At 39.4% G+C, this 23,020-nt stretch carries 16 protein-coding genes; 10 read left to right on the top strand and 6 right to left on the bottom strand.

Translation table 11 applies throughout. The features are described from left to right. Positions 1 to 4: 4 nt before the first annotated feature. A complete protein-coding gene (locus tag COCH_RS07870; protein WP_015782654.1) occupies positions 5 to 2,053 on the bottom strand; it encodes an HD family phosphohydrolase in 2,049 nt (682 codons plus the stop codon). A gap of 974 nt (positions 2,054 to 3,027) precedes the next feature. Here COCH_RS07870 and COCH_RS07860 point away from each other — a divergent pair. Both COCH_RS07860 and ligA read left to right on the top strand, forming a co-directional pair. Beyond that, entirely contained in the window at positions 3,028 to 5,703 is a 2,676-nt protein-coding gene (locus tag COCH_RS07860) for a putative LPS assembly protein LptD (RefSeq protein WP_041546949.1), read from the top strand. A gap of 39 nt (positions 5,704 to 5,742) precedes the next feature. Beyond that, a complete protein-coding gene (ligA, locus tag COCH_RS07855; RefSeq protein ID WP_015782652.1) occupies positions 5,743 to 7,731 on the top strand; it encodes an NAD-dependent DNA ligase LigA in 1,989 nt (662 codons plus the stop codon). A 139-nt stretch (positions 7,732 to 7,870) separates the two neighbouring features. Here the strand turns inward: ligA and COCH_RS07850 are convergent, their stop codons facing one another. The 4 genes from COCH_RS07850 to COCH_RS07835 all read right to left on the bottom strand — a co-directional run bounded on the left by COCH_RS07850 (position 7,871) and on the right by COCH_RS07835 (position 11,899). After that, positions 7,871 to 9,064: an OmpA family protein gene (locus COCH_RS07850; protein ID WP_009419658.1), complete on the bottom strand. Its 1,194-nt coding sequence runs from the start codon at positions 9,062 to 9,064 to the stop codon at positions 7,871 to 7,873. 114 nt (positions 9,065 to 9,178) lie between these two features. Further along, positions 9,179 to 9,469 carry a ribosome hibernation-promoting factor, HPF/YfiA family gene (gene hpf / locus COCH_RS07845; RefSeq protein ID WP_015782651.1) on the bottom strand — a complete coding sequence of 97 codons (291 nt, stop codon included), beginning with the start codon at positions 9,467 to 9,469 and terminating at the stop codon, positions 9,179 to 9,181. Positions 9,470 to 9,501: 32 nt separating this feature from the next. Continuing rightward, the gene (locus tag COCH_RS07840; RefSeq protein WP_015782650.1) at positions 9,502 to 10,425 is read right to left on the bottom strand and encodes a tyrosine-type recombinase/integrase; all 924 of its coding nucleotides are present in this window, start codon (positions 10,423 to 10,425) and stop codon (positions 9,502 to 9,504) included. A gap of 226 nt (positions 10,426 to 10,651) precedes the next feature. Then, a complete protein-coding gene (locus COCH_RS07835; RefSeq protein ID WP_015782649.1) occupies positions 10,652 to 11,899 on the bottom strand; it encodes an ABC transporter permease in 1,248 nt (415 codons plus the stop codon). Positions 11,900 to 12,606: 707 nt separating this feature from the next. On the opposite strand from COCH_RS07835, the gene purH reads away from it, so the two are divergent. Genes purH through COCH_RS07820 form a run of 3 tightly spaced genes read left to right on the top strand, consistent with a single transcriptional unit; the run spans position 12,607 to position 16,142 of the window. Continuing rightward, positions 12,607 to 14,139, top strand: coding sequence for a bifunctional phosphoribosylaminoimidazolecarboxamide formyltransferase/IMP cyclohydrolase (gene purH, locus COCH_RS07830; protein WP_015782648.1), 1,533 nt, complete (start codon positions 12,607 to 12,609; stop codon positions 14,137 to 14,139). Between the two features lie 22 nt (positions 14,140 to 14,161). Beyond that, a complete protein-coding gene (locus tag COCH_RS07825) occupies positions 14,162 to 14,899 on the top strand; it encodes an MlaE family ABC transporter permease (protein ID WP_002671101.1) in 738 nt (245 codons plus the stop codon). Position 14,900: 1 nt separating this feature from the next. Next, entirely contained in the window at positions 14,901 to 16,142 is a 1,242-nt protein-coding gene (locus tag COCH_RS07820) for an MFS transporter (protein ID WP_015782647.1), read from the top strand. Between the two features lie 59 nt (positions 16,143 to 16,201). Here COCH_RS07820 and COCH_RS07815 read toward each other — a convergent pair whose 3' ends face one another. After that, a complete protein-coding gene (locus COCH_RS07815) occupies positions 16,202 to 16,459 on the bottom strand; it encodes a hypothetical protein (RefSeq protein ID WP_015782646.1) in 258 nt (85 codons plus the stop codon). 74 nt (positions 16,460 to 16,533) lie between these two features. On the opposite strand from COCH_RS07815, the gene COCH_RS07810 reads away from it, so the two are divergent. The 5 genes from COCH_RS07810 to COCH_RS07790 all read left to right on the top strand — a co-directional run bounded on the left by COCH_RS07810 (position 16,534) and on the right by COCH_RS07790 (position 23,015). Beyond that, positions 16,534 to 16,839, top strand: a complete 306-nt coding sequence (locus COCH_RS07810) for a DUF4286 family protein (RefSeq protein ID WP_015782645.1) — start codon at positions 16,534 to 16,536, stop codon at positions 16,837 to 16,839. A gap of 102 nt (positions 16,840 to 16,941) precedes the next feature. Then, positions 16,942 to 17,970: a hypothetical protein gene (locus COCH_RS07805; RefSeq protein ID WP_015782644.1), complete on the top strand. Its 1,029-nt coding sequence runs from the start codon at positions 16,942 to 16,944 to the stop codon at positions 17,968 to 17,970. 12 nt (positions 17,971 to 17,982) lie between these two features. Then, complete coding sequence (locus COCH_RS07800; RefSeq protein ID WP_015782643.1) at positions 17,983 to 19,599, top strand: OmpP1/FadL family transporter; 1,617 nt, start codon at positions 17,983 to 17,985, stop codon at positions 19,597 to 19,599. Positions 19,600 to 19,689: 90 nt separating this feature from the next. Continuing rightward, positions 19,690 to 20,904: an RsmB/NOP family class I SAM-dependent RNA methyltransferase gene (locus tag COCH_RS07795; RefSeq protein ID WP_041546784.1), complete on the top strand. Its 1,215-nt coding sequence runs from the start codon at positions 19,690 to 19,692 to the stop codon at positions 20,902 to 20,904. A gap of 89 nt (positions 20,905 to 20,993) precedes the next feature. After that, on the top strand, positions 20,994 to 23,015 hold the full coding sequence (locus tag COCH_RS07790) for a protein-disulfide reductase DsbD family protein (RefSeq protein ID WP_015782641.1): 2,022 nt from the start codon (positions 20,994 to 20,996) through the stop codon (positions 23,013 to 23,015). Positions 23,016 to 23,020: the final 5 nt, after the last annotated feature.

Raw genomic sequence — 23,020 nt, 5'->3', positions numbered from 1 at the left:
TGGGTTATTCAGGGTATTCGATGCGTACGTGATAGATATTAGTAAGTTTGCTTTTAAATATGCGTTTGATAGCTTCGATTTCTTTGAAAGATATATCGGAATTGGCAAACTGATTATCGTCTAACTGTTTTTTGATAATACGGTCTACAAACTCATTGAGAGCTTCGAAGGTAGGATTTTTGAGGCTCTTAGTAGCTGCTTCAACCGAATCAGCCATCATAAGAATAGCGGTTTCTTTGGAGAAAGGAATAGGACCTGGATAACGGAAATCTTCTTCCTTAGTACCTTCGGGATTTAAGTCTAAGGCTTTGCGATAGAAATAATAAGTAAGACTACGCCCGTGATGGGTTTTAATAAAATCGATAATGCGTTTGGGCAGTTTGTTTTTATGAGCGAGTTCTACTCCATCGGCTACGTGCTTGATAATCACCTTAGCGCTTTGTTCAGGAGTGAGCTGGTCGTGAGGGTTGAGGCTTGTTTTTTGGTTTTCGGTAAAGTAAATAGGGTTTTCCATCTTACCGATGTCGTGATAGAGTGCGCCTACACGTACCAAGAGGGTATTAGCTCCAATCTCGGCAGCAGCAGCTTCGGCAAGATTAGCCACTTGCATAGAGTGCTGGAAGGTACCTGGAGCTTTTTCGGAAAGCTGACGCAAGAGCTTGGTATTCGTATCGGAGAGTTCTAAGAGAGAGACATCGGAAACTAAGCCAAAAGTACGTTCGTAGATATACGTAAAGGGTTGCGAAAAGAGAATACCAATACCATTGAGGATAAAGAGGGTAAGTAGAGAGATATCGAGCCCTTTGAGTGTTCCTTCGGTAATGGTGTGGAAAGCGATATAAATAATTAAATAGGCAGCCGTGATGAGTCCTGCTGATACAAAACTACTCAATCGGTAGTGCATTCCCCTAGGAGTGAGAATGATAGCCATAGCAGCCACAATCTGTATGAATACAAACTGGAAGCTATTGGGCACAATAAAGCCTGTGATGAGTATGGTGCTGATATACACAAAGAGGACGGTACGCAAATCGAAAAACGACTTGAGAATGAGCACCATCATTCCTACGGGGACAATATAGATATAATCGGGGAAATACCTTGAAATGAGCCCTACGAAAAGAATCATACTGAGCATATTGAGTAAAATAACACTCAATTTAAGGTTGCTTTTATATAATTTCTTTTCGTATATTTTTAAGTACAACGCCATCAGTAGCAATACCATAGCTACTAACGTGTAATAACCTAAAAGCGACCAATTATAGTTGTTCTGACTCCACGTTTGGGTTTCGTACTCGTCTCTGAGCGACAACAAAGTATTCAGTTTTTCGCCCTCTACCAATTCACCTTTGGCAATGATGAGTTTCCCTTTATTTACCCAACCGCGCGTATAGACTATCTCTTTAAGGTTTTGAGTAAGCGCTTTTTGAGTGAAATTTTGGTCGATTACGAGGTTAGGAGTAAGGATTTCAAAGAAAAGGTCGTAGTAATTTTTGTGATACTCATTATAAGGGGCGGTATCGAAATAGTTTTTAATAGCTGTTGCCAACTGTTGAAGATATAACACATGTTCGGCAGGCACCTCTACTATTTGATTGTTATGCTTGATAATGAAGATTTCAGAAGGGCTAAACGCAGGCTGATTGAGCATCACTCCATTGCGATAGCTTTCCGCTAAAAAAGCCTCAGCTTTTTTAAGCAAGAGTTCTCGTTTATCGTCGGGTAGATGTTTGAAATAAGCGTACTTTTTCTGTTCAAACTTTTGCTTAGCACTCACAAAAGCGGTAGTATCTTGCTTGTAATACACCGTAGATTGGTTGGTTATTTGTTGTTTTTCGGCTTTTATTTGCTCTTCTGTTTTCTTTAAGGGAAAATCAAAAGGGGCATATAGGTTTTCGTGTTGCCAAAGCTCTCCTTTGCGAAATTCGTATTTAAATTTCGCTTTTTCGGGAAATACTTGCAAGATGAGTACTAAGGCTATAGCAAAGGCTAAAACCTTGAACACAAGTGATTTTTTAATAAATGCTTTGATATTTTTGAGCGTTATCATCGTTTTTCCTTTCTCAAATGTAGATGTAAATGCAATGCAAAGATAAGAAATAATTTTTTAATACCAAGAAATGAAAAAATGAGAAAATGAGAGAATTAGAAAATGAGAAAATGAGGAAATGAGGTGCGAGCTTGAGTTAGAGGAATGAGGCTGTGCCTCAGAAATTAAACAAATATTAAACAAAATCAAGGCTGCGCCTTGTGAAAAGGGGAGAGAGGTTGGTCGGAGTTTTTGGAGAATCTTAAAGAGGTTCTGAACTTTCGGAAGATATCGGAGAGATTCGGAAGATGGTTAAGAGGGATTTTGATGAAAAAAGGGTGTAAGATGGGTGGGGGTAGCTTATAGAGAGCTTATAGGAAGCTTATACGAATCTTGGACGATTGTTATAGAAAGGGTGTGTAAAAAATTGATTAATAGCTTAATACAACAATGCCAAAAATGCCAAAAATGGGGTTTCGAGGCGAAAGAAAAAGAATCCTCACCCCGATCACATACTCTCCTATTCGGAGACTTCTCCCAAGGAGAGGGGGAATGTAGTGACGGAAAGGAGAAGGGATAATTAGAGAATTAGCAAATTTGGAAATGAGAGAATGGGGTGGTGTGGGGTCTTAGGGCATAGGCAATAGGGGGGAGTATGATGGAAAAGGTGGAGTGTAGTGACGGCAAAGATGAAGGGAATGTGGAGGAGATTTCAACTTTACTAAAATTCTAAATTTTGGAAAAGTTTGCGATGCAAAAGCGATTTTGAGACTTTCCAAGCATCTCCGGGGTAACGATACAAAGAAAAAAGGGTGAGTGTGGCAAGGTTATAATGAAGGGCTATTGTTTGTAAAATCTTGTGTTTTGGGAGTTGATTTTTTCGTAGATAGCAGTTAATTCAAAAAAAAGTTGTATTTTTGACCCCTCAATAAAACTATACAGAAAGAACTTTGTTACATTATAAACGTCAACTCACTTTCATTATCAGCTTATTAGTGGTAAGCTCCTGTCTTTGGTATGCGGAATCATTCGCCTTTAAGTCGGGTGGTTTTCACTATACAACTCCGTGGGCAGTGCGCGATACTATCAAAAAAGATACAGTAGAGCCTAAAAACGACCGCCGTGGGCGACGTATTAAGCCTAAGAAACCTTCGGAAAAAGCTAAAGATTCCCTTAAAAACGATACGATTAAAAAACCTAAGAATGCCTTGGAAGACATCGTGAAATACAAGGCTAAGGACAGTATTGTGTTCAACAAGGTGAAGAACGAAATCATTTTGTACAACGAAACTAATGTGCAATATACTGATATTGACATCACTGCGGGAATAGACGTGATTAACTATGAGAAAGGCGAAGTGTATGCCGGACGCCTAAAAGACAGCGTGGGAGAATATACCCAACACCCTGTATTTAAGCAAGGTAGTGATGTAATAGAGCCCGATTCGATACGTTTTAATTACCGCAACCAGAAGGCGATTATCCGCAATGCTTATACCAAGCAGGACGAAAACAACATAAAAGGCGAAATCATTAAGAAAGAAAATGACTCTACTTACTTTATGAGAAACGCGATTATTACTACTGCCGAAGACCTCGACGACCCTGATTATTACATCAGAGTGCGCAAAGCGAAGTTCGTGCCTAAAAAGAAGGTTATTGCAGGGTTTAGCAATATGTATATCGTGGATATTCCTACGCCTTTGGCTATTCCGTTTGCTTATTACCCTATGGTATCGGGACGCACTTCGGGGCTTATCTTCCCTACCTTTGGTGAGGTGAATAACCGTGGTTATTTCTTACAGAACATAGGTTATTACTTTGTAATTAGCGACAATTTTGACCTTTCGCTTACGGGTGACTATTATACCAATGGTAGCTATGGACTTAGGGCACAATCGGCTTATGTGAAGCGCTACAAGTATTCAGGGAACTTCAATCTTTCATTTGAGAATAACATATACAGTATGAAGGGCTTACCTGACTATTCAGGTAGCCGTATGTACAATATCCAGTGGTCGCATTCCAAAGACGGTAAAGCCAACCCTAATTCTAACTTTTCGGCTTCGGTGAACCTATCGAGCAACAGTAGATATTACCAAGAATCCTACAATCAAGCGAACACGTCGAACTTTTTGAACAACACGATGATGTCGTCTATCTCGTACTCCAAGACGTTCCCAGCGTATCCTTCGATTAACTTATCGCTATCGGCATCGCATTCACAAAATACAAATACCAAAAGTATTGATATGACACTTCCCTCGATGCGTGCGAGTATGGAGCGCATTTACCCTTTTGCTCGTGAAGGACAAACGAAGAAAGGACTTATCAAGAGTTTGAATTTTCAGTACAGTATGCAAGCTGATAACCGTTTTTCGACCTATGACAGTTTGTTCTTTACTAAAAAGATGTTTGACGAGGCGAGAAACGGGGTGCGACACTCTATACCGGTGAGTACAACTGCTAAGCTATTTAAATACGTTACCTTAGGGTTGAACTCATCAGTAAACGAGACGTGGCAATTTAGGACAATTCGCCGTAAGGACTTCAATAGCAATACGGGCAAGGTAGGCATTGACACCCTCAGTGGTTTTGACCGTTTTATGACGTACAACCTCGGGGCGAGTCTCGGTACGACTATTTACGGTACTTTCCGTTTTGGCAAGAATGCTAAAATACAAGCTATTCGCCACGTGATGCGACCCTCGGTGAGTTATGGTTATAATCCTTCTTTTGACCAGTATTACGATTATTACATTTCGGACGCTTATGGCAACCGCTCACAATACACTCGTTTTGAGGGTGGTATCTACGGTACGCCAAGTTTGGGTGAGTCGCAATCGATAGGGTTCTCATTGGCAAACACCTTTGAAGCCAAAGTGAAACAAAAAGATAGCACTGATGCTGAGCCGAAAAAGGTAATGCTCTTGAATAGTCTCAATTTCAGTTCTAACTACAACGTGATTACCAAGCAATTTAGTCCGCTGAACATTACGGGGGGTACTTCGTTCTTCAACGGGAAGCTCGGGGTGAACTTTGGGGCGACACTCAACCCTTATGCAATAGACAACAACGGACGACAAATGGAGAAATGGAATATAGACAACGGCGGTAGTCTTTTTAGGCTTACTAACGCCAATATTTCTACCAACTATTCATTCTCGAACAAAGATAAAAAAGACAAGAATAAAGACAAACAGACGGGTAACGTAGCGGGAGGACGTACTGATGACCTCTTTGGGTCGTCGAAACCACTAAGCGAAGTGCAGGATATGGATAAAAACCGCAAAGAAGGCGAGGATAAAGATGAGAAGAAGACCTTTTACAAGGCAGTTATCCCTTGGGACATAACCTTAGCACATTCGCTTACTTATAGCAATCAGGCACGCGAAAATAAGATATCCAACAACTCGCTAATGTTCTCAGGTAACGTATCGCTCACGCCCAAATGGCAGGTAGGAGTTTCGAGCGGTTATGACTTTGTAAACCAAGGATTCACCTATACCCAATTACGTTTTGAGCGCGATTTGAGCAGTTTCCGTATGAGTTTTCAGTTCACTCCGTTCGGTTATCGCAGTTCGTGGTATTTCTTTATCGGCATCAAAGCCTCAATGCTTTCAGACCTAAAATGGGAGAAGAACAAAGAGCCGGATAGGGTCTTAAGGTAAAAGGTAAAAGGTAAGAGGTAAAAGGTAACAAAGAAAATTATGAAAGAAAAGATACAACAACTTCGGGAGGAACTCAATGAGCACAATTATAACTACTATGTGCTGGACAATCCTACGATTTCGGATTATGAGTTCGACCAAAAGCTTAAAGAACTACAAGCCTTAGAGCAAGCATACCCAGAGTTTTACGATGAGAATTCGCCTACTGTACGCGTGGGAGGTTCTGTTACTAAAAGTTTTCCAACCGTAATACACGAATACCGTATGTACTCGTTAGATAACTCTTATTCTAAGGAAGACTTAGAGGAATGGGAACAGCGTATTATCAAGACGTTGGGCAGTGACCAAATTAACTTTACTTGCGAACTGAAATACGACGGTGCTTCTATAGATTTGTTGTACGAAAATGGCAAGCTTAAACAAGCTACTACTCGTGGTGATGGTATTCAAGGTGACGATATTACCGCCAATGTGCGTACGATTCGTTCAGTACCCTTGCAACTAAAAGGCGATTATCCTGAACGTTTTTACATTCGCGGGGAGATAGTAATGCCTAAAAAAGCCTTTGAAAGCCTTAATAAGGAACGTACAGCAGCTGGCGAAGACCCTTTTATGAACCCTCGTAACACCGCCAGCGGTAGTCTCAAATTGCAAGATACTGCCGAGGTTGCTAAACGAGGTTTAGATTGCTTGTTGTACTTTTTGGTAGGGAACACAGGTATAAAGAGTCAGTTTGAGAGTTTAGAAAAAGCGCGCGAATGGGGCTTTAAAGTACCTAATATTTCCAAATTGTGCCATTCTACTGCCGAAGTAATGGACTTTATCAACGAATGGGATACCAAACGCCACACTTTGCCTTATGAAACTGATGGAGTAGTGGTAAAGGTAGATAGTATTGCCCAGCAAGAAGAGTTGGGGTATACTTCAAAATCGCCGCGTTGGGCAATGGCTTACAAGTTCAAAGCAGAACAAGTAGACACTGTTTTAGAGAGTATTTCCTACCAAGTGGGACGTACAGGAGCTATTACTCCGGTGGCAAATCTCAAACCCGTGTTACTAGCGGGAACGGTAGTAAAACGTGCTTCATTGCATAATGCTGACCAGATTGAAAAGCTCGATATTCGCATAGGCGACTCGGTATATGTAGAAAAAGGCGGGGAGATTATCCCTAAAATTGTAGGCGTGAACTTAGATAAGCGCGAAGCAGATGCTCAGCCCGTGAAATATATCACCCATTGTCCTGAATGTGGTACCGAATTGGTGCGCAACGAAGGCGAAGCGCAACACTACTGTCCTAATGCTTATGGCTGTCCGCCCCAGATTACAGGTAAGATTCAACATTTTATCTCACGCAAAGCAATGGATATAGAAGGCTTAGGTGAAGAGACAGTAGAACAACTCTTCCGTGCCGGTATTATCCATACTTATGCTGACCTCTACGAGGTAACCGTAGAGAAATTGCTCCCCTTAGAGCGTATGGCACAAAAGAGTGCTGAGAATATTGTTAAAGGTATTCAGAAATCAAAAGAAATACCTTTTGAACGCGTGCTTTTTGCTTTGGGGATTAGGTATGTAGGTGAGACTGTTGCCAAGAAGCTGGCACGCCACTACAAAACGATTGAAGCCCTAGAAAATGCCACTATCGAACAGTTGGTGGAAGTAGATGAAATAGGGAACCAAATAGCCAGCAGTATAGTAAACTTCTTCGCTGATGACTACAACCGTCAACTCATCGATAGGCTCAAAGGCTATGGTTTGCAGTTTTCAATTAATGAACAAGCTACCGAAGGTCAAACTGATACCCTCAAAGGGCTTACCTTTGTGGTTTCTGGGGTCTTTCACTTGTATTCACGGGAGGAACTCAAAGCCCTTATTGAACAACACGGAGGTAAAGTAGGGTCATCTATCTCTTCTAAAACTAATTACGTGATAGTAGGCGATAATATGGGACCAAGTAAGAAAGAAAAAGCCGAGCAATTAGGTGTGAAGATGATTAGTGAAGAAGAATTTAATGCAATGATTTTGTAAGTAGAGTTGCATATCCTTTTATGCTATAGCCTTCTCTTTGTTTGTTAAAATAAATAATCCTTCTGATAAAAAGCAATGCCCCCAAAAGTTAGCACTTTTGGGGGCATTTGTCATTATTTTTCTAAATTGATTATACTTACTATTTCAATTCAAAAGTTGTTTTACGAGCTAACTGACGTGCTCTTGAAGAGTTCTTATCAACACTTGCATCTACGCCTTTTCCTTCGGCAGTAATACGAGAGCCATCAATACCTGCTTTCACAAGCAAATCTTTCACAGCATCAGCACGTTTTTGTGATAACGTTTGGTTGTACTGAGTACCTCCTAATTCATCAGCATAACCATTAATATTAATGTGTGCATTAGGATTAGATTTCATATATTTAGCTACAAAATCTACAGCCCAAGAAGATGATATCTGTGGTTTAGATGAATTAAAATCAAAGTAAGCATTGATATAACCTTTTCTGATGAGGTCAGCAGCTACATCATCATCTTTTACTTCTCCGTTTTCACCTACTTTATCTTTTGCTTTGTAATTATCGTTTAAGTAGCTTTCAATTTCATCAGGAACGTTGTTGCCATTGGCATCGTTCATTTTGTTTTGCTTGTTAGCCACTTCGCTCTTCAAGTCAGCAACGTTATTTTCAAGGTTAGCTACGCGTTGAGCCACTTCTTCTAATTCGTCTTTTTTAGAAGCTGCTGCCCAATCGGCGTGTTTACCGTGTTTACCGAGAGCAATATTTAAACCAGCAGTAAGGGTAAAGTGGTTTCCTTGGAAGCCTTGTTGTCCATTAGCTGATTTTGTGTCATAAGTAAGTTGTTGCTTACTATTGATGTACATTGACGCATCAAGCAAAAAGGCTATACGGTTAGAAATCCTCAGCTGAGGAGTAAGACCTACTGTAAGAAATGCTATTTGGTCGGGTTTAGAAATATAATCACTATTAAGCTGTGAATATCCAAAACCTGCGTGCAATAGTAATCCTAAGTCACTTGTCCATTCTTCAAAGCTAAGAACACTCGCAAGGTTTGCTACCCCTTGTAGGTTTACATTCCAAAGTCTAGATTCAAAATTAGGTGTATCGTCATCATTTTTAAAAACGTCGTAACCACCGCCTAAGCGAACCCCAAACTTGTTGTTTGCCATATAGCGCACACCTGCATTTGTGCTCCATAAATTAGGCGTATTAGTACTATACCCACTTGTAAAAGGAGTGGTAGGTTTATTAAACCCTCCATTTATATCAATAGACCATTTGTTATAGTCATTCTGTTGTGCTTGGACTCCAAAGAAAACCAATGAAGCCAATAGTAAAATGCTTCTTTTCATTACTTTCTGATTTTATAATTATACAAAAACTGGGGCAAAGGTATAACTTTTTTTTGTATTCAAAAAGTTTTTAACAAACTTTAAAACTTCTGCTCTTCTCTATTGCATAAGTTTTTAGTGCTTATCTTTGTGTCTTAATAACATTCTTTCCAATGGTGTGATAGCACTATCAACCCCTTCTTCAAAAGTCTTAAACTGTTTCTTTACCACAAGACTTTCTCCTGGGATATGTACTTTCACTTCTACTATTTTATTTTCTTTGGTATTGGTATTTTCCAACTTCAAATGCACATCTGCTTCGATAATCCTATCGTAAAAATTATCGAGCTTATCAAGTTTTTTCTGAATAAAGTCTACTAATTTTTGGTCGACTGTAAAATCAACTGAGTGTACGTGTACTTTCATAATGTTTACAAATTTAAGGTTTAACAATTCAATTATTCTTCCTCATTGCTATTGCCTTTTGCCCGAGGGTGTGCTTTCTTATACTGCTTTTTGAGTTCAGCCAAGCTGGTGTTCGTATACACTTGGGTAGAAGCCAAGCTGGAATGCCCCAGTAGTTCCTTCACAGTATAAAGGTCTGCTCCATTATCTAACAAATGACTCGCAAATGAGTGTCTCAATACGTGAGGACTCACATCTTTCTTTGTTGTTACAACACTAAAATACGAATTAATAATTCTGTATACCAGCGTCGAATATATCTTTTTACCATTCTTTACTAAAAATAGATAATCCTGGCTTTTTTCATTCTTTACCTCCTCTCTTAAAACTAAATATTCTTTAAGAGTGTTTTCAAGCTCAGGAATAATAGGTATATACCGCTCTTTATCACCTTTCCCAAGCACTTTTATTTGTTTTTGCTCAAAATCCACATCGCTTACTTTCAGTCCAGACAACTCTGAGCGACGTATACCCGTAGCATAAAGCGTCTCAATCACTGCCCTATTCCTCACTTCATCAAATGAGTCCTTCGATGAAAAAAAGGACAACACTTTTTCAATCTCAGCTTCCGAAAAAGGCAACTTGTGCTTCTTCTCCGTTTTCAATAAAAATATACCTTTCTCAAACGGACTTATTTCTATCTGTTTCGTCTTCTTCAAGAAATTGTAATAAGTCTTTAAAGCCGATAACTTCCTATTGATACTCCTAAATGAAATAGTTTCATCCGATAGGTGTATAATCCATTTCTTTATATCTTCTTGGTCAGCTTGTTCCAAACAGCAATCTTCCCCTTTTTCCTCATATAGATTCTTAATAAACTTCTCAAAACTCCTAAGGTCGTGTTTATAAGCCTCAACTGTATGGTCAGAATATTTCATCTCTATCGAAAGATAAATAATAAAGGCGTTGATAGACATAGGTTAAAAATTTAGTTGATTAGTAAACTCAGTTTCTCAAGCAAGGTTCTCACCTTTCTTCGCTACAAAATAAGTAAATATTTTTGACATACTCGATAAAAAAAGTGTTAAATTTTAAGATGAATTGTTAATTATTTTTTTACTTGTAGAAAATGAGAGAGTTATATTTCTCTTTTTCTTCCTATAAAATTTCTTTTCTTACTAAATATATTGAAATCACTTTACATTACTGTCCGGTTCTAATCGCTTCCACAGGATTGAGCCGTGCAGCCGACGATGCAGGTATAATACCCGAAAGCAAACCTACTACAAACGAGATTCCTAAGCCTATCGCTACGTTCTTAAACGATAGCACAAAGTTAAACCCATCAGTACTGCTCGGAATTATAAAGGTAAGTAACCACACAAAGAACAACCCAAAAAGTCCTCCGATGATAGCCAAAAGCACCGCTTCAAACAAAAACTGAAACAAGATAAATTGGTTTTTAGCCCCTAACGACTTCTGTACGCCTATAAGGCTCGTGCGTTCTTTCACACTCACAAACATAATATTAGCAATACCAAAGCCTCCTACCAAGATTGAAAAGCCTCCTATAATCCAGCCCACAACGTTCATCATACTAATCGTTTCGTCTATCATATCAGTAAACGACGATATTTTATTGACGAAAAAGTTATCTATATCCTCAGGTTTAAGTCCGCGATAAGCACGGAATTTCTGGCGCAATACAGCTTCATACTCCGCCATATCCACCCCTTTTTTAGGTTTTAGCACCACCCCACTGGGTAGCCCTTGTGGACCTGTATTCATAAAGCCCCTTATAAAATTGGCAGGTACATAAGCATTCTCATCAGGCCCTCCTCCTAGTTCCCCGTATTTTTTCAGTACACCAATCACAGTAAGTTTCCTACCGAAAATGCGTATCTCTTTATTCATAGGGTCTTCCTCACCAAAAAGCTGTTCAGCCAGATTATGCCCTAATATAACTACCGCAGTACCGGCATTAGCTTCAGCTTCGTTGTAAAACCTACCTTTTTTTATCCTAATATCACTTATTTGTTCAACTCCTGCCGAAGTAGATTGTATAGTAGGCGACGGAATCGTTTTGCCATTGTATTTTATCGTCGAAAATACCCCAAACAATTCATACACCACAGCTTCAGTATTAGGTATTTCACGCTTCATAAATTCGTATTCCTGATAGCTAACTTGCGGAAAGTTCAAGCGTTGCCAGCGGGGCACATCGGTAGGAGCAAAAGAGAATTTAGAGACGTTTATCATATTCTTGTCTAACCCCGAAAGGCTCTCCTGAATACTTCTATTCAGTGAATCAACCGCCGCTAATACCGATATAATAGAGAAGATTCCCACCGTTACACCCAATAACGAAAGGAAAGTGCGGAGCTTATTGTCTCGCAACGATTTGATTGCGAAGTTAAAACTCTCTTTTAATAGTTGTAAATAAATAAACATAGGTCAGTTATACTTGTATTTCTTTTTTGCAAATGTACATTATTTTTTTTAATTAAATACGAAATATTTTTTTCTTTCCTCCACTTCTTCGTCACCACACTCCCCTTTTTGAAGATAACCAGCGAGAAGTTTTCACCACATCACCTTCACTTTTTCCGTCGCTACATTCCCCCTCTCCTTGGGAGAAGTCTCCGAATAGGAGAGTATGTGATCGGGGTGAGGATTCTCTTTCTTTCGCCTCGAAACCCCATTTTTGGCATTTTTAGCATTGTTGTATTAAGCTATTAATCAATTTTTTACACACCCTTTCTATACCAATCGTCCAAGATTCGTATAAGCTTCCTATAAGCTTCCTATAAGCTAACCCCACCCATCTTACACCCTTTTTTCATCAAAATCCCTCTTAACCATCTTCCGAATTTCTCCGATATCTTCCGAAAGTTCAGAACCTCTTTAATATTCTCCAAAAACTCCGACCTACCTCTCTTCCCATTTCACAAGGCGTAGCCTTGATTTTGTTTTATTTTTGTTTAATTTCTGAGGCACAGCCTCATTCCTCTAACTCAAGCTCGCATCTCATTTTCTCATTTCCTCATTTCCTCATTTCCTAAATTTCCGGTATTATTAGCATTTTTTTAATCTTTTGTTTGCTTGGTATTGATAAAAAGTAGTATTTTTGTAGCCTAAAATGAAACCTTTTTTTCCAAATGAGCACTGCAAAACAAGCTAAATCTGCCTTAATATCTGTTTTCGACAAAACAGGATTAGAGCCTATCATTCACAGAATGAAAACCTTAGGAATTACTATTTACTCCACAGGAGGTACCGAAGATTTTATCAAAAAATTAGGTGTAGAGGTAGTTCCCGTCGAATCTATTACCGATTATCCCCCTATTTTCGGCGGACGTGTCAAGACGCTCCACCCTAAAATCTTCGGAGGTATTCTCAACCGTCAGGATAATGCACAAGATACTGAAGAAATGAAGCAATACGCTATCCCTCAAATCGATATAGTGATTGTAGACTTATATCCTTTCGAAAAAACAGTAACCAGCGGAGCTAGCGAGCAAGAGATTATTGAAAAGATAGATATAGGAGGTATTTCGCTTATTCGTGCAGCTGCCAAAAACTATAAAGATGTACTTTGTGTGGCATCGGTAAACCAATATGCTGACCTTTTGTACATCTTAAACGAACAGCACGGTAGCTCTACTTTGGAAGAGCGCCACTCCTTTGCTACTAAGGCTTTCCGAGTATCCTCACACTACGATACCGCTATCTTCAACTATTTTAATCAAACAGAAGAAATTCCTACCTTAGCAATTAGCGAGTGCGACGGACAAGTACTACGCTACGGCGAAAACCCTCATCAAAAAGGAGAATTTTACGGTAATTTCGATGCCCTTTTCGATAAACTACACGGCAAAGAGCTCTCTTATAACAATTTGTTAGATGTAGATGCCGCCGTAAACTTAATGGCTGAATTTGTAGGTGACGACCCTACTTTTGCCATACTGAAACACAACAATGCTTGTGGGGTAGCAACTCGCAAAACTATCCACGAAGCATATAAAGATGCTCTTGCAGGCGACCCCGTATCGGCTTTTGGTGGCATTCTCATCTCTAATACTAAGATAGATTCAGCTACTGCCGAAACCATTCACTCGCTGTTCTTTGAGGTAATCATTGCACCTTCTTACAGCGATGAAGCCTTAAAAATACTCGAACAGAAGAAAAATCGTATTATTTTAGTACAGAAGAAAGCCAAAATGCCTACAACAAGTGTGCGCTCGTGTCTCAACGGCTATTTGGTACAAGAAAAAGACCTAAAAACCGATAACATAGAAGATGTACAATACGTAACCGCTGTAAAACCCTCAACTGAAGTGCTCGAAGACCTCTTTTTTGCCTCTAAAATATGTAAGAATACCAAATCGAATACCATTGTATTGGCGAAGAATAAACAGCTCATTGCAAGTGGTACAGGACAAACCAGTCGTGTAGATGCTCTTAAACAAGCTATTGAAAAGGCTAAAGAATTTCAGTTTGACCTCAACGATGCAGTAATGGCAAGCGATGCTTTCTTCCCCTTCCCCGATTGTGTGGAAATCGCTCACGACGAAGGTATCCGTTCGGTGATACAACCTGGGGGTTCTATCAAAGACCAAGCCAGCATCGATTATTGCGATGCGCACCAAATGGGAATGGTATTCACAGGAATACGACATTTTAAACACTAAATAAACGCTTTTTAAACAACGTATGAAACACATTGCAGCCGTAGGAGGCTATTTTATAATGCTTTATGATGTTTTTCGTAAACGTACCCGCTGGTCGATAATGAAAGACCTTATCTTGCGTGAGATAGACGATTTAATATTTGGGTCAATAGGTATCGTAACTTTTATCTCTTTCTTTGTGGGAGGGGTAGTAGCAGTACAAACAGCCCTAAATATCGATAACCCTTTTATTCCTAAATATCTCATAGGTTTCGCCACTCGCCAATCTATTGTATTGGAGTTTGCCCCCACCTTTACAGCTATCATCTTGGCAGGAAAAATAGGGTCGTTTATCACTTCCAGTATAGGTACGATGCGCGTAACCGAACAGATTGACGCTCTTGATATTATGGGAGTAAACTCAGTGAATTATTTAGTATTCCCAAAAATAGTAGCCCTAATGTTAATGCCTTTTCTCATCGCCTTAGGTATGTACTTAGGAGTATTAGGAGGCTGGGCTTCAGCGGTGATGAGTGGTTATACCACCTCTGCCGAATTTGTGCAGGGAGTACAATACGACTTCAAACCTTACAGTATGATATACGCTTTCACCAAAACGGTAGTATTTGCCTTCTTCTTGGCTACTATCCCGTCCTATCACGGCTATTATATGAAAGGGGGTGCACTGGACGTTGGGAAAGCGAGTACCGTTTCGTTTGTATGGACAAGTATAGTGATTATCCTTTCTAACTCGGTACTCACACAGTTGTTCTACGCTTAAAATGTATCAAGAAAACAAACCACAATATCGCATTTTACTGCTTATCGCCTTAGCACACGGACTCAATGACCTCATTCAAGGGGTCATTCCGTCTATTTATCCTGCTCTGCAAAGCAAATATGCTCTCACAATGACGCAAGTAGGGGTTATTACACTCTGTTACCAACTATCAGCCTCTATATTGCAACCCTTAGTAGGCAATTATACCGATAAGCACCCTAAGCCCTACTCACAAGTATTAGGAATGGCATTTACTACTATGGGAATCGTGAGTTTATCGCTTTCGAGTAACTATACAGCTATACTGTGCTCGGTGGTATTCATAGGGGTAGGTTCATCGGTATTCCACCCCGAATCGTCCAGAGTAGCATTTTTAGCCTCAGGAGGCAGACGCTCGTTCGCACAAGCTATCTTCCAGTTGGGTGGTAACTTTGGGACAGCCTTAGCCCCTCTATTGGTGATATTACTATTGTTCAGCAAAAAAATAATCGACGGACGAGTTGTAGAAGAAAGTCATCAAGGCAATTTAATATGGTTTGCAGGGTTCTCTATCTTTGCAATGCTCATACTGCTCCTCATAGGCAAATGGCGTAGCATTCTGCTTAAATTGCTCAAAAAGAAAGCTAAAAAACCTGTAGTGTTGCCCAATCTCACCCGTGCACAAATACGCAACTCTATGATTATATTGATGTTGTTAGTATTCTCCAAGAACTTCTATACAGCAGCTATCAACAATTATTTTCAGTTTTATACTATTAAAAAATTCGGATTTAGTAATGCTGAGGCACAAGTATACCTATTTTACTTTTTAGGAGCGGTAGCTGCGGGCTCACTTGTTGGAGGGTTTTTAGGTGATAAAGTAGGAAGAAAATTTATTATTTGGTTTTCAATCTTAGGGGCTGCCCCCTTTGCGCTTTGGTTGCCTTACGCCGATGCTACCACTACGGCAGTACTCATCGTGCTGATAGGGTTTATCATCTCATCGGCTTTTGCCTCTATTTTAGTCTATTCACAAGAGCTTTTGCCCCAGAAAATAGGAATGATTTCAGGCTTTTTCTACGGTTTTGCTTTTGGTATGGGCGGATTGGCTTCGGCAGTATTAGGCAAATTGATAGACATAACCAGTATTGACTTCGTTTATAAACTATGTTCTTTCTTGCCTTTGATGGGGCTTATTGCATACTTTTTGCCAAACTTATCTTCTGTATCTCTTTCTCAAAAACAGACACGAACAACCCCATAAGGGTATTTTGCAATACTCTTACAAATAAACTTTTTCAGTGTTTAAGCTATATTTCTAACTTACGATAATGCGTTGAGTTTCTCGATAAGAGCCCCTGCTTTTTGTTCAAAGTCTCTTCTCACTTGTTTGAGGTGAGCGCCTCTGTTTTCCACTGTTTTATCGGCTACTTTATCGATAAGCGTATCAAAATCGTTGAGAATTTCGGTTACAAGAGCTTTACCTTCCTCTGTTTGCATCTTTCCTGTGAAATACACTGCATCGATAATATCACCCAACACGTAGTTAATGTCCTTTTTTAAATTGCGAATACTTGCCATACGTTTTTAATTTATTTATAAATTGGTTGCAAAGTTATGAATTATTTATTATCTTTGCAAAAAATAAATAGGTAATGTATGTATATAATTTAACAGTGGTGATAAGCGATGAGGTATTCACCCAGTGGCAAGAATGGCTACAAAACGTTTATTTACCTACTATAAACACTAATAAAGCCATAGAGAGAGTACGAGTGTTTAAAGTATTGGACGTACCTGAAAAACACTATGCCATTCATCACGAAACTACTTCACCCGCACAGTTATTGCATTTCATTGAGCACACTATTCCTAAACTCCTACAACAGTCTGCTGAAACTTTTGGCGAAAAGGTTCTCTTCTGGGGTACCCAACTAAAAGAAGTAAAAAGTGAAGAGTGAGAAGTAAATAGATTTTGGCACAGAAATTGATTTACATTCATTAAGCACAAACCATTGACCACAAACCATTAATTACACACTATTAACTAAAAACGATTGACGATGAAAAAGAATTTTAACCTCAGAAAAACGATGAGATACCTCACCTTAGGTCTGGTAGCCTCATTAGCACTTACCTCGTGCGTAGGTTATTACTACGCCGATGGTATCTATAACGACCCTGTACCCGAAAGGGTAAGATACGTGGAGAGAGAAAGCTATCCTGAACGTTATGACTATCCTCCTGAAAACCGTTATACCCCTAATAAATATAAGGATTTTTTCAGTGAGAAAGCACAACAATATCAACAAACTGACAGTAGTTTTACACATTTTACCGATGTGAATAGCTATCGCTCCAATGCCTATACAGGCAACTCCTCTTACGGAGGTTGGGGTAGTAACCCTTCACGAGTGAATGTAAATGTATATAATAACGGTTGGGTAAATCCTTATTACGGCTGGAATAACTATTGGGGCTACGGAGCTTGGTATCCTTATTATAGCTATTACGACTACCCTTACTATCGCCCTTATCGCTCTGGCTGGAGCTTTTCCTTAGGCTGGGGCTGGGGTAATTACTACGACCCTTATTGGGGCGGTTACTACGGAGGCTACTATCCTTACTACGGTTACTATGGTTATCCTTATTATTATGGATATTACGGATACCCATACTATGGATATTATTACGACTATTACCGCCCAAGAGATTACTATTATGAGCCCAATCGTTCATATGGTAGAGATTACTATGGCGGAAGCAGAGGAAGAGCTATCATAAGAGACGACGGACGAAGAGGAGACCCTAATCGTTATAGTGATTACAATAGAGGCTCTTACAATCGTTCTCAAACACAAGGTAATAATTATAGCAATGACGCAAGTTGTCCTAATTACCAAAATCAAGGACATAACAATGATTATAATAGAGCTCCTTCAGGCTATGAATTAAGAAGAGCTTATGAGTCTAACAATTCTAACTATTCAGGCAGAAGTTCTAACTATAGCAATAGTAATTCAGGAGGAAACTACAACAGTAGCAGTTCCTCTAATAGTGGAGGAGGATACAGAAGTTCTAATCGTGATTAAAAATATTAACAAATGAAAAAAATCAATCATATATTACTTTTAGGAGCTTTTCTTTTCGTAGCTAATGTACAAGCACAGAATTATACTGATGCCTTGCGTTACTCAACAGAAGAGCTTACAGGAACAGCTCGTTTTAAAGCGATGAGTGGAGCTTTCGGAGCCTTGGGAGGCGACCCTTCTGCTATCAATGTCAATCCTGCGGCGAGTTCTATATTTAGCAGTTCTGAAATCTCATTTTCTTTAAATAACAACAATCAGAAAAGAGAGATTACTTTTTTAAATAGAAATACTAAAATGACTAATAATGACTTCAATCTGAATCAGTTTGGAGTTGTGTTTCTCTTACCAGATGCTTCTGCTACTTTTAAGAAAGTGAGTTTTGGATTTAATTATCAATTAGCAAAAACATTTGATAATGATAAGTTTTCATATTCTGCTTACAATAACAAAGGATTAGATAATTATTTTTTGTACTATGCTACAAAAGGTAATAACGGAAATCCATTTAGTTATGGCACTTTTTCAGGAGGTCCTGATCGTATAACAGGGACAGAAGGTAACCAACGAGATGTGGGCGAATTTTATGCTAAATTAGGAAAAACAGAAGGGTATGCTGCACAAATGGCTTATTTAGGAATGATGGCTCAACTTATCACTCCTACTGCTACTTCTACGACTAACATTGCTTATAATCCTAGTGGAGATAATAGAGAACGGTTACAAACTTATAGAATAGATCGTTCAGGTTATGTGAATAAATATAACTTTAATTTTGCTTCACAGTTGGGAGACTTTATAGGCTTAGGATTAAACTTGAATGTTCATAACATCAATGAAAAAGCTCTTTATAGTGCAAAAGATGATAATTTTCAAGGCACTAATCCTTTTTTGCGATATGCTAACCATAAGCAATATATCAATACCACAGGAGATGGTTTTTCTTTGCAGTTAGGAGCTATTATAAAAATAACAGATGACTTGCGTTTAGGTATGAGCTATCAATCGCCTACGTGGTATAGAATGAAAGAAGAGTACAGACAAGTGTTGTATGGTACTGTAGGTGTTGCTACTAGAACTTTTGATTCAGACGTTGAGCTTATCAATCGTTATGGAGATGAAATTTGGTATGAACGTGAATATAAATTCCGTACTCCGAGTGCGTGGACAGGTAGTTTAGCTTATATTATCAAGAAAAGAGCCATACTAAGTGTAGATTATACTTATAGAGCTTATAACAATCTAAAGTTTAGAAGTAGTAATATGGAAGGTGAGAATAATATTATCCAAAATGATTTGGGTGATACTTCTACCTTACGCGTAGGAGGTGAATTCCGTATTCCTTTCAAAATGTTTAAGAATGAACCAGCAAGTACTAACTATATAAGCCTTCGTGGAGGTTATCGTTACGAGCAAAGTCCATATCGCAAAAAGGTGGCTACAGTAGGCGACCTCACCGGCTATTCGTTTGGAGCAGGGGTTACTTTAGGAGGTATCCGCTTAGATGCGTCTTATGACATCGCTAAACAAACAAACCTATACCAAATGTACGAAACAATACTTACCGATAATGCTCAAATAAAATCAACTTATGGTAACTTCTTGTTTACCTTTACTGCACAATTATTTTAGGTAAAAAGTAAAGCGAGCGAATGCTTGAAGATAGATACGTGAGTAAAAAATAAAAGAGACGGTGCTATGCGCCGTCTTATTTTTAGTATAATGAAATTACACAGAAACTTAGTAGATGCCGTAATAGAGGGACTTACCTTTATTTTTAACGAAGGGCAATACGCCGATAAGGTAGTAGAAAAACAACTGAAAAAAGACAAGCGTTGGGGCGCCCGCGATAGGGCTTTTATTGCCGAAACCATTTACGACATTGTCCGTTGGAAACGGCTTTATGCCGAGATTGCCGAAGTGTACGAACCCTTTACAGTGCACAACCTACGCCGTATGTTTGCCGTGTGGGCGACTCTCAAAAGTATAGCTTTGCCCGATTGGGGAAACTATTTTGAAGATACTCCTGCACGTCGTATTAAAGGCAAGTTCGACGAACTCTCTAAGGTGAGAAAACTACGTGAATCTGTACCCGACTGGTTAGATACTTTGGGAGCACAAGAATTAGGAGAAACGTTGTGGACAGATGAATTGCACGCCCTTAACAGTTTAGCTCCCGTAGTATTGCGAGTGAATACCCTTAAAACTTCTTTGGAACACTTGCAACAGTTTTTGCGACAAGAAGGAGTAGAAACTTATCCTTTGCGCGATTACCCCGATGCTTTGCAGTTAGTAGAACGCAGCAATATCTTTAAAACCCAAGCTTTTGCCGATGGACTGTTTGAGGTACAAGATGCTTCCTCTCAAAAAGTAGCACCCTTTATGCAGATAGACGACAAGGTGAAACGTGTAATCGACACTTGTGCTGGAGCAGGAGGTAAAACCTTACACCTCGCTACCCTAATGCAAAACAAAGGTCAGATTATAGCGATGGATATCTACGAGCAGAAATTGCAAGAGCTCAAACGCAGGGCACGCCGTAACGGGGTTTTTAACATAGAAACTAAACTCATAGAACCCAAACAGCTCAAACGTATGCACGGCACATTCGACCGCGTACTCATTGATGCCCCTTGTAGCGGACTCGGCGTACTGCGCCGTAACCCAGATGCAAAATGGAAATTGCAACCTGAATTCTTGGACGAAATACGCACTACTCAACAAGAAATTTTACAACAGTACAGTAAATTGCTAAAAAAAGGAGGCAAACTTGTCTATGCTACTTGTTCTATATTACCTTCTGAGAATCATCAACAAGTACAGACGTTTTTAGCTTCGGAAGTAGGAAAAGAGTATCGCTTAGAAGCTGAGGAAGTGATTTTTGCCCATCAATCGGGGTATGATGGTTTCTATATGGCAAGACTTATTAATGATTAATGATTTCTCTAATCATTAAAAATTGTACATATCATTATTTTGTTGTAATTTTGCACTCTAAAATTTATCACTCATAAACTCAATAACGAATGAAGAAAATAATAACACTGATATTCGTAGTACTTGTAGCAATAGCAAATGCTCAAATACATAACCCTGTAAAATGGAAAACAGCGGTTGAAAAAATCAGCGATAACGAATATTATTTGGTAGCAACAGCTTCCATTGAGGCAGGCTGGAAACTCTACGCACAAAACATTCCGCCTAAAGGACCTATTCCTACCTCCTTTGCCTTTGAAAAAAGCGCAAACTTCGAGCTTATGGGTAAGACCGAAGAAAGTAAACCTATACAAAAACACGACAAGGTTTTTGATATGGAAATTGCTTATTTTCACAATCAAGCTGTCTTCAAACAACGCATCAAAATAGTAAAACCTATAACTTCTATAAAAGCAACGGTAGAGTTTATGAGCTGTGACGATAGTAACTGTTTACCTCCTGATACAGTAGATTTAGAGTTTTTCCTTTCGGGAGCTCCCGTTGCAAGCAAAGTGGCAACTCCTCAGTTTACTTTTGGTAATAATACCGACGGAAATAATACAGTTCCTACAACTACCGTAAGTCAGACTACAACAACAAAAGCTCCTAATACTACCCCTATCTCACGTCAAGGTCTGTGGACAATATTCTTTATATCTTTTCTTTCTGGCTTTGCTGCCTTGCTCACTCCTTGTGTATTCCCAATGATTCCTATGACGGTGAGTTATTTTACCAAACAGAGCAAAACTAAAGCCAAAGGTGTGAAGAATGCTGTGATCTATGGCACTTCTATCATTGTGATTTACGTATTGTTAGGCTCAGCTATTACTGCTATCTTTGGTGCAGATGCTTTGAATGCTTTAGCAAGTAATTTCTGGTTCAACCTCATCTTTTTCTTGATTTTGGTAGTGTTCGCTATTTCATTCTTAGGAGCGTTCGAAATTACTTTGCCTAGTTCGTGGAGTACCAAAGTAGATGCTCAAGCCGATCGCAGTGGTTTTATAGGCATCTTCTTTATGGCGTTGGCGTTAGCTATCGTATCATTCTCGTGCACAGGTCCTATTGTAGGTACTTTGTTAGTACAAGCTGCTTCCGAAGGGGGGATCGCTCCTATTATTGGTATGTTCGGCTTCTCATTGGCAATAGCCTTGCCTTTTGCCTTGTTCGCAGCCTTCCCTGGTTGGTTACACTCCTTGCCTAAATCAGGTGGTTGGATGAACACCGTGAAAGTGGTATTGGGATTTTTAGAATTGGCATTAGCATTCAAATTCCTTTCTAATGCTGATTTGGTATTACAATACCACTGGATAGAACGAGAAGTATTTATCGCTATTTGGATTGCAGTTTTTGGTGCCTTATCGCTCTACCTTTTTGGAAAAATACGTTTGCCTCACGACGATGCCACCGACCGTATTTCAGTAGGTCGCCTGCTATTAGGCTTACTAACTCTTAGTTTTACGGTTTATATGATTCCGGGGTTATGGGGGGCACCACTCAACCTTATCAATGCTTTTCCTCCTCCGCAACATTATAGCGAATCGCCTTACGGTGTAGGCTATACCGCTGACGGAGGTAGTACCAGTGTAGATGAAGGTGCTCTTCCTGAAGGAGCGCACTTGTTCAAACCTCACAATATCGTTACTTTTGATGATTATGAAAAAGGATTAGCTTATGCCAAACAAGTGAACAAACCCGTATTGTTAGACTTTACTGGCTGGTCTTGTGTAAACTGCCGTAAAATGGAACAAAATGTATGGCCTAACCCCCAAGTGCTCGATGCTCTTAGAAATGAGGTGGTATTAATTTCGTTGTACGTAGACGATAAACGTCCGCTACCCGAAAGCGAAGTGAGACCTTCACAGATTAGAGAAGGCAAGATGATAAAAACCATTGGACAAAAATGGAGTGAGTTTCAAACCCTCCATTACAAAGCCAATACACAACCCTTTTACGTGCTGATGAATCTCCAAGGAGAGAACTTAGTAGACCCGATAGGATATACCCTTGATACCGATGACCCCGATGAGTTTTACCAATGGATAAAACAAGGAGTTTCTGCTTTTGGCAAATAAAATTA

The organism is Capnocytophaga ochracea DSM 7271 (genome assembly GCF_000023285.1).
GTDB lineage: Bacteria > Bacteroidota > Bacteroidia > Flavobacteriales > Flavobacteriaceae > Capnocytophaga > Capnocytophaga ochracea.
The sequence above is the reverse complement of the archived record's forward strand: the minus strand, read 5'-3'. Positions and strand labels throughout refer to the sequence as shown.

Coding starts and splice junctions, on each gene's coding strand:
- COCH_RS07870 (WP_015782654.1), bottom strand. CDS start 2,053: ATGATAACGCTCAAAAATATCAAAGCATTTATTAAAAAATCACTTGTG.
- ligA (WP_015782652.1), top strand. CDS start 5,743: ATGAAAGAAAAGATACAACAACTTCGGGAGGAACTCAATGAGCACAAT.
- COCH_RS07850 (WP_009419658.1), bottom strand. CDS start 9,064: ATGAAAAGAAGCATTTTACTATTGGCTTCATTGGTTTTCTTTGGAGTC.
- hpf (WP_015782651.1), bottom strand. CDS start 9,469: ATGAAAGTACACGTACACTCAGTTGATTTTACAGTCGACCAAAAATTA.
- COCH_RS07840 (WP_015782650.1), bottom strand. CDS start 10,425: ATGTCTATCAACGCCTTTATTATTTATCTTTCGATAGAGATGAAATAT.
- COCH_RS07835 (WP_015782649.1), bottom strand. CDS start 11,899: ATGTTTATTTATTTACAACTATTAAAAGAGAGTTTTAACTTCGCAATC.
- purH (WP_015782648.1), top strand. CDS start 12,607: ATGAGCACTGCAAAACAAGCTAAATCTGCCTTAATATCTGTTTTCGAC.
- COCH_RS07825 (WP_002671101.1), top strand. CDS start 14,162: ATGAAACACATTGCAGCCGTAGGAGGCTATTTTATAATGCTTTATGAT.
- COCH_RS07820 (WP_015782647.1), top strand. CDS start 14,901: ATGTATCAAGAAAACAAACCACAATATCGCATTTTACTGCTTATCGCC.
- COCH_RS07815 (WP_015782646.1), bottom strand. CDS start 16,459: ATGGCAAGTATTCGCAATTTAAAAAAGGACATTAACTACGTGTTGGGT.
- COCH_RS07810 (WP_015782645.1), top strand. CDS start 16,534: ATGTATGTATATAATTTAACAGTGGTGATAAGCGATGAGGTATTCACC.
- COCH_RS07805 (WP_015782644.1), top strand. CDS start 16,942: ATGAAAAAGAATTTTAACCTCAGAAAAACGATGAGATACCTCACCTTA.
- COCH_RS07800 (WP_015782643.1), top strand. CDS start 17,983: ATGAAAAAAATCAATCATATATTACTTTTAGGAGCTTTTCTTTTCGTA.
- COCH_RS07795 (WP_041546784.1), top strand. CDS start 19,690: ATGAAATTACACAGAAACTTAGTAGATGCCGTAATAGAGGGACTTACC.
- COCH_RS07790 (WP_015782641.1), top strand. CDS start 20,994: ATGAAGAAAATAATAACACTGATATTCGTAGTACTTGTAGCAATAGCA.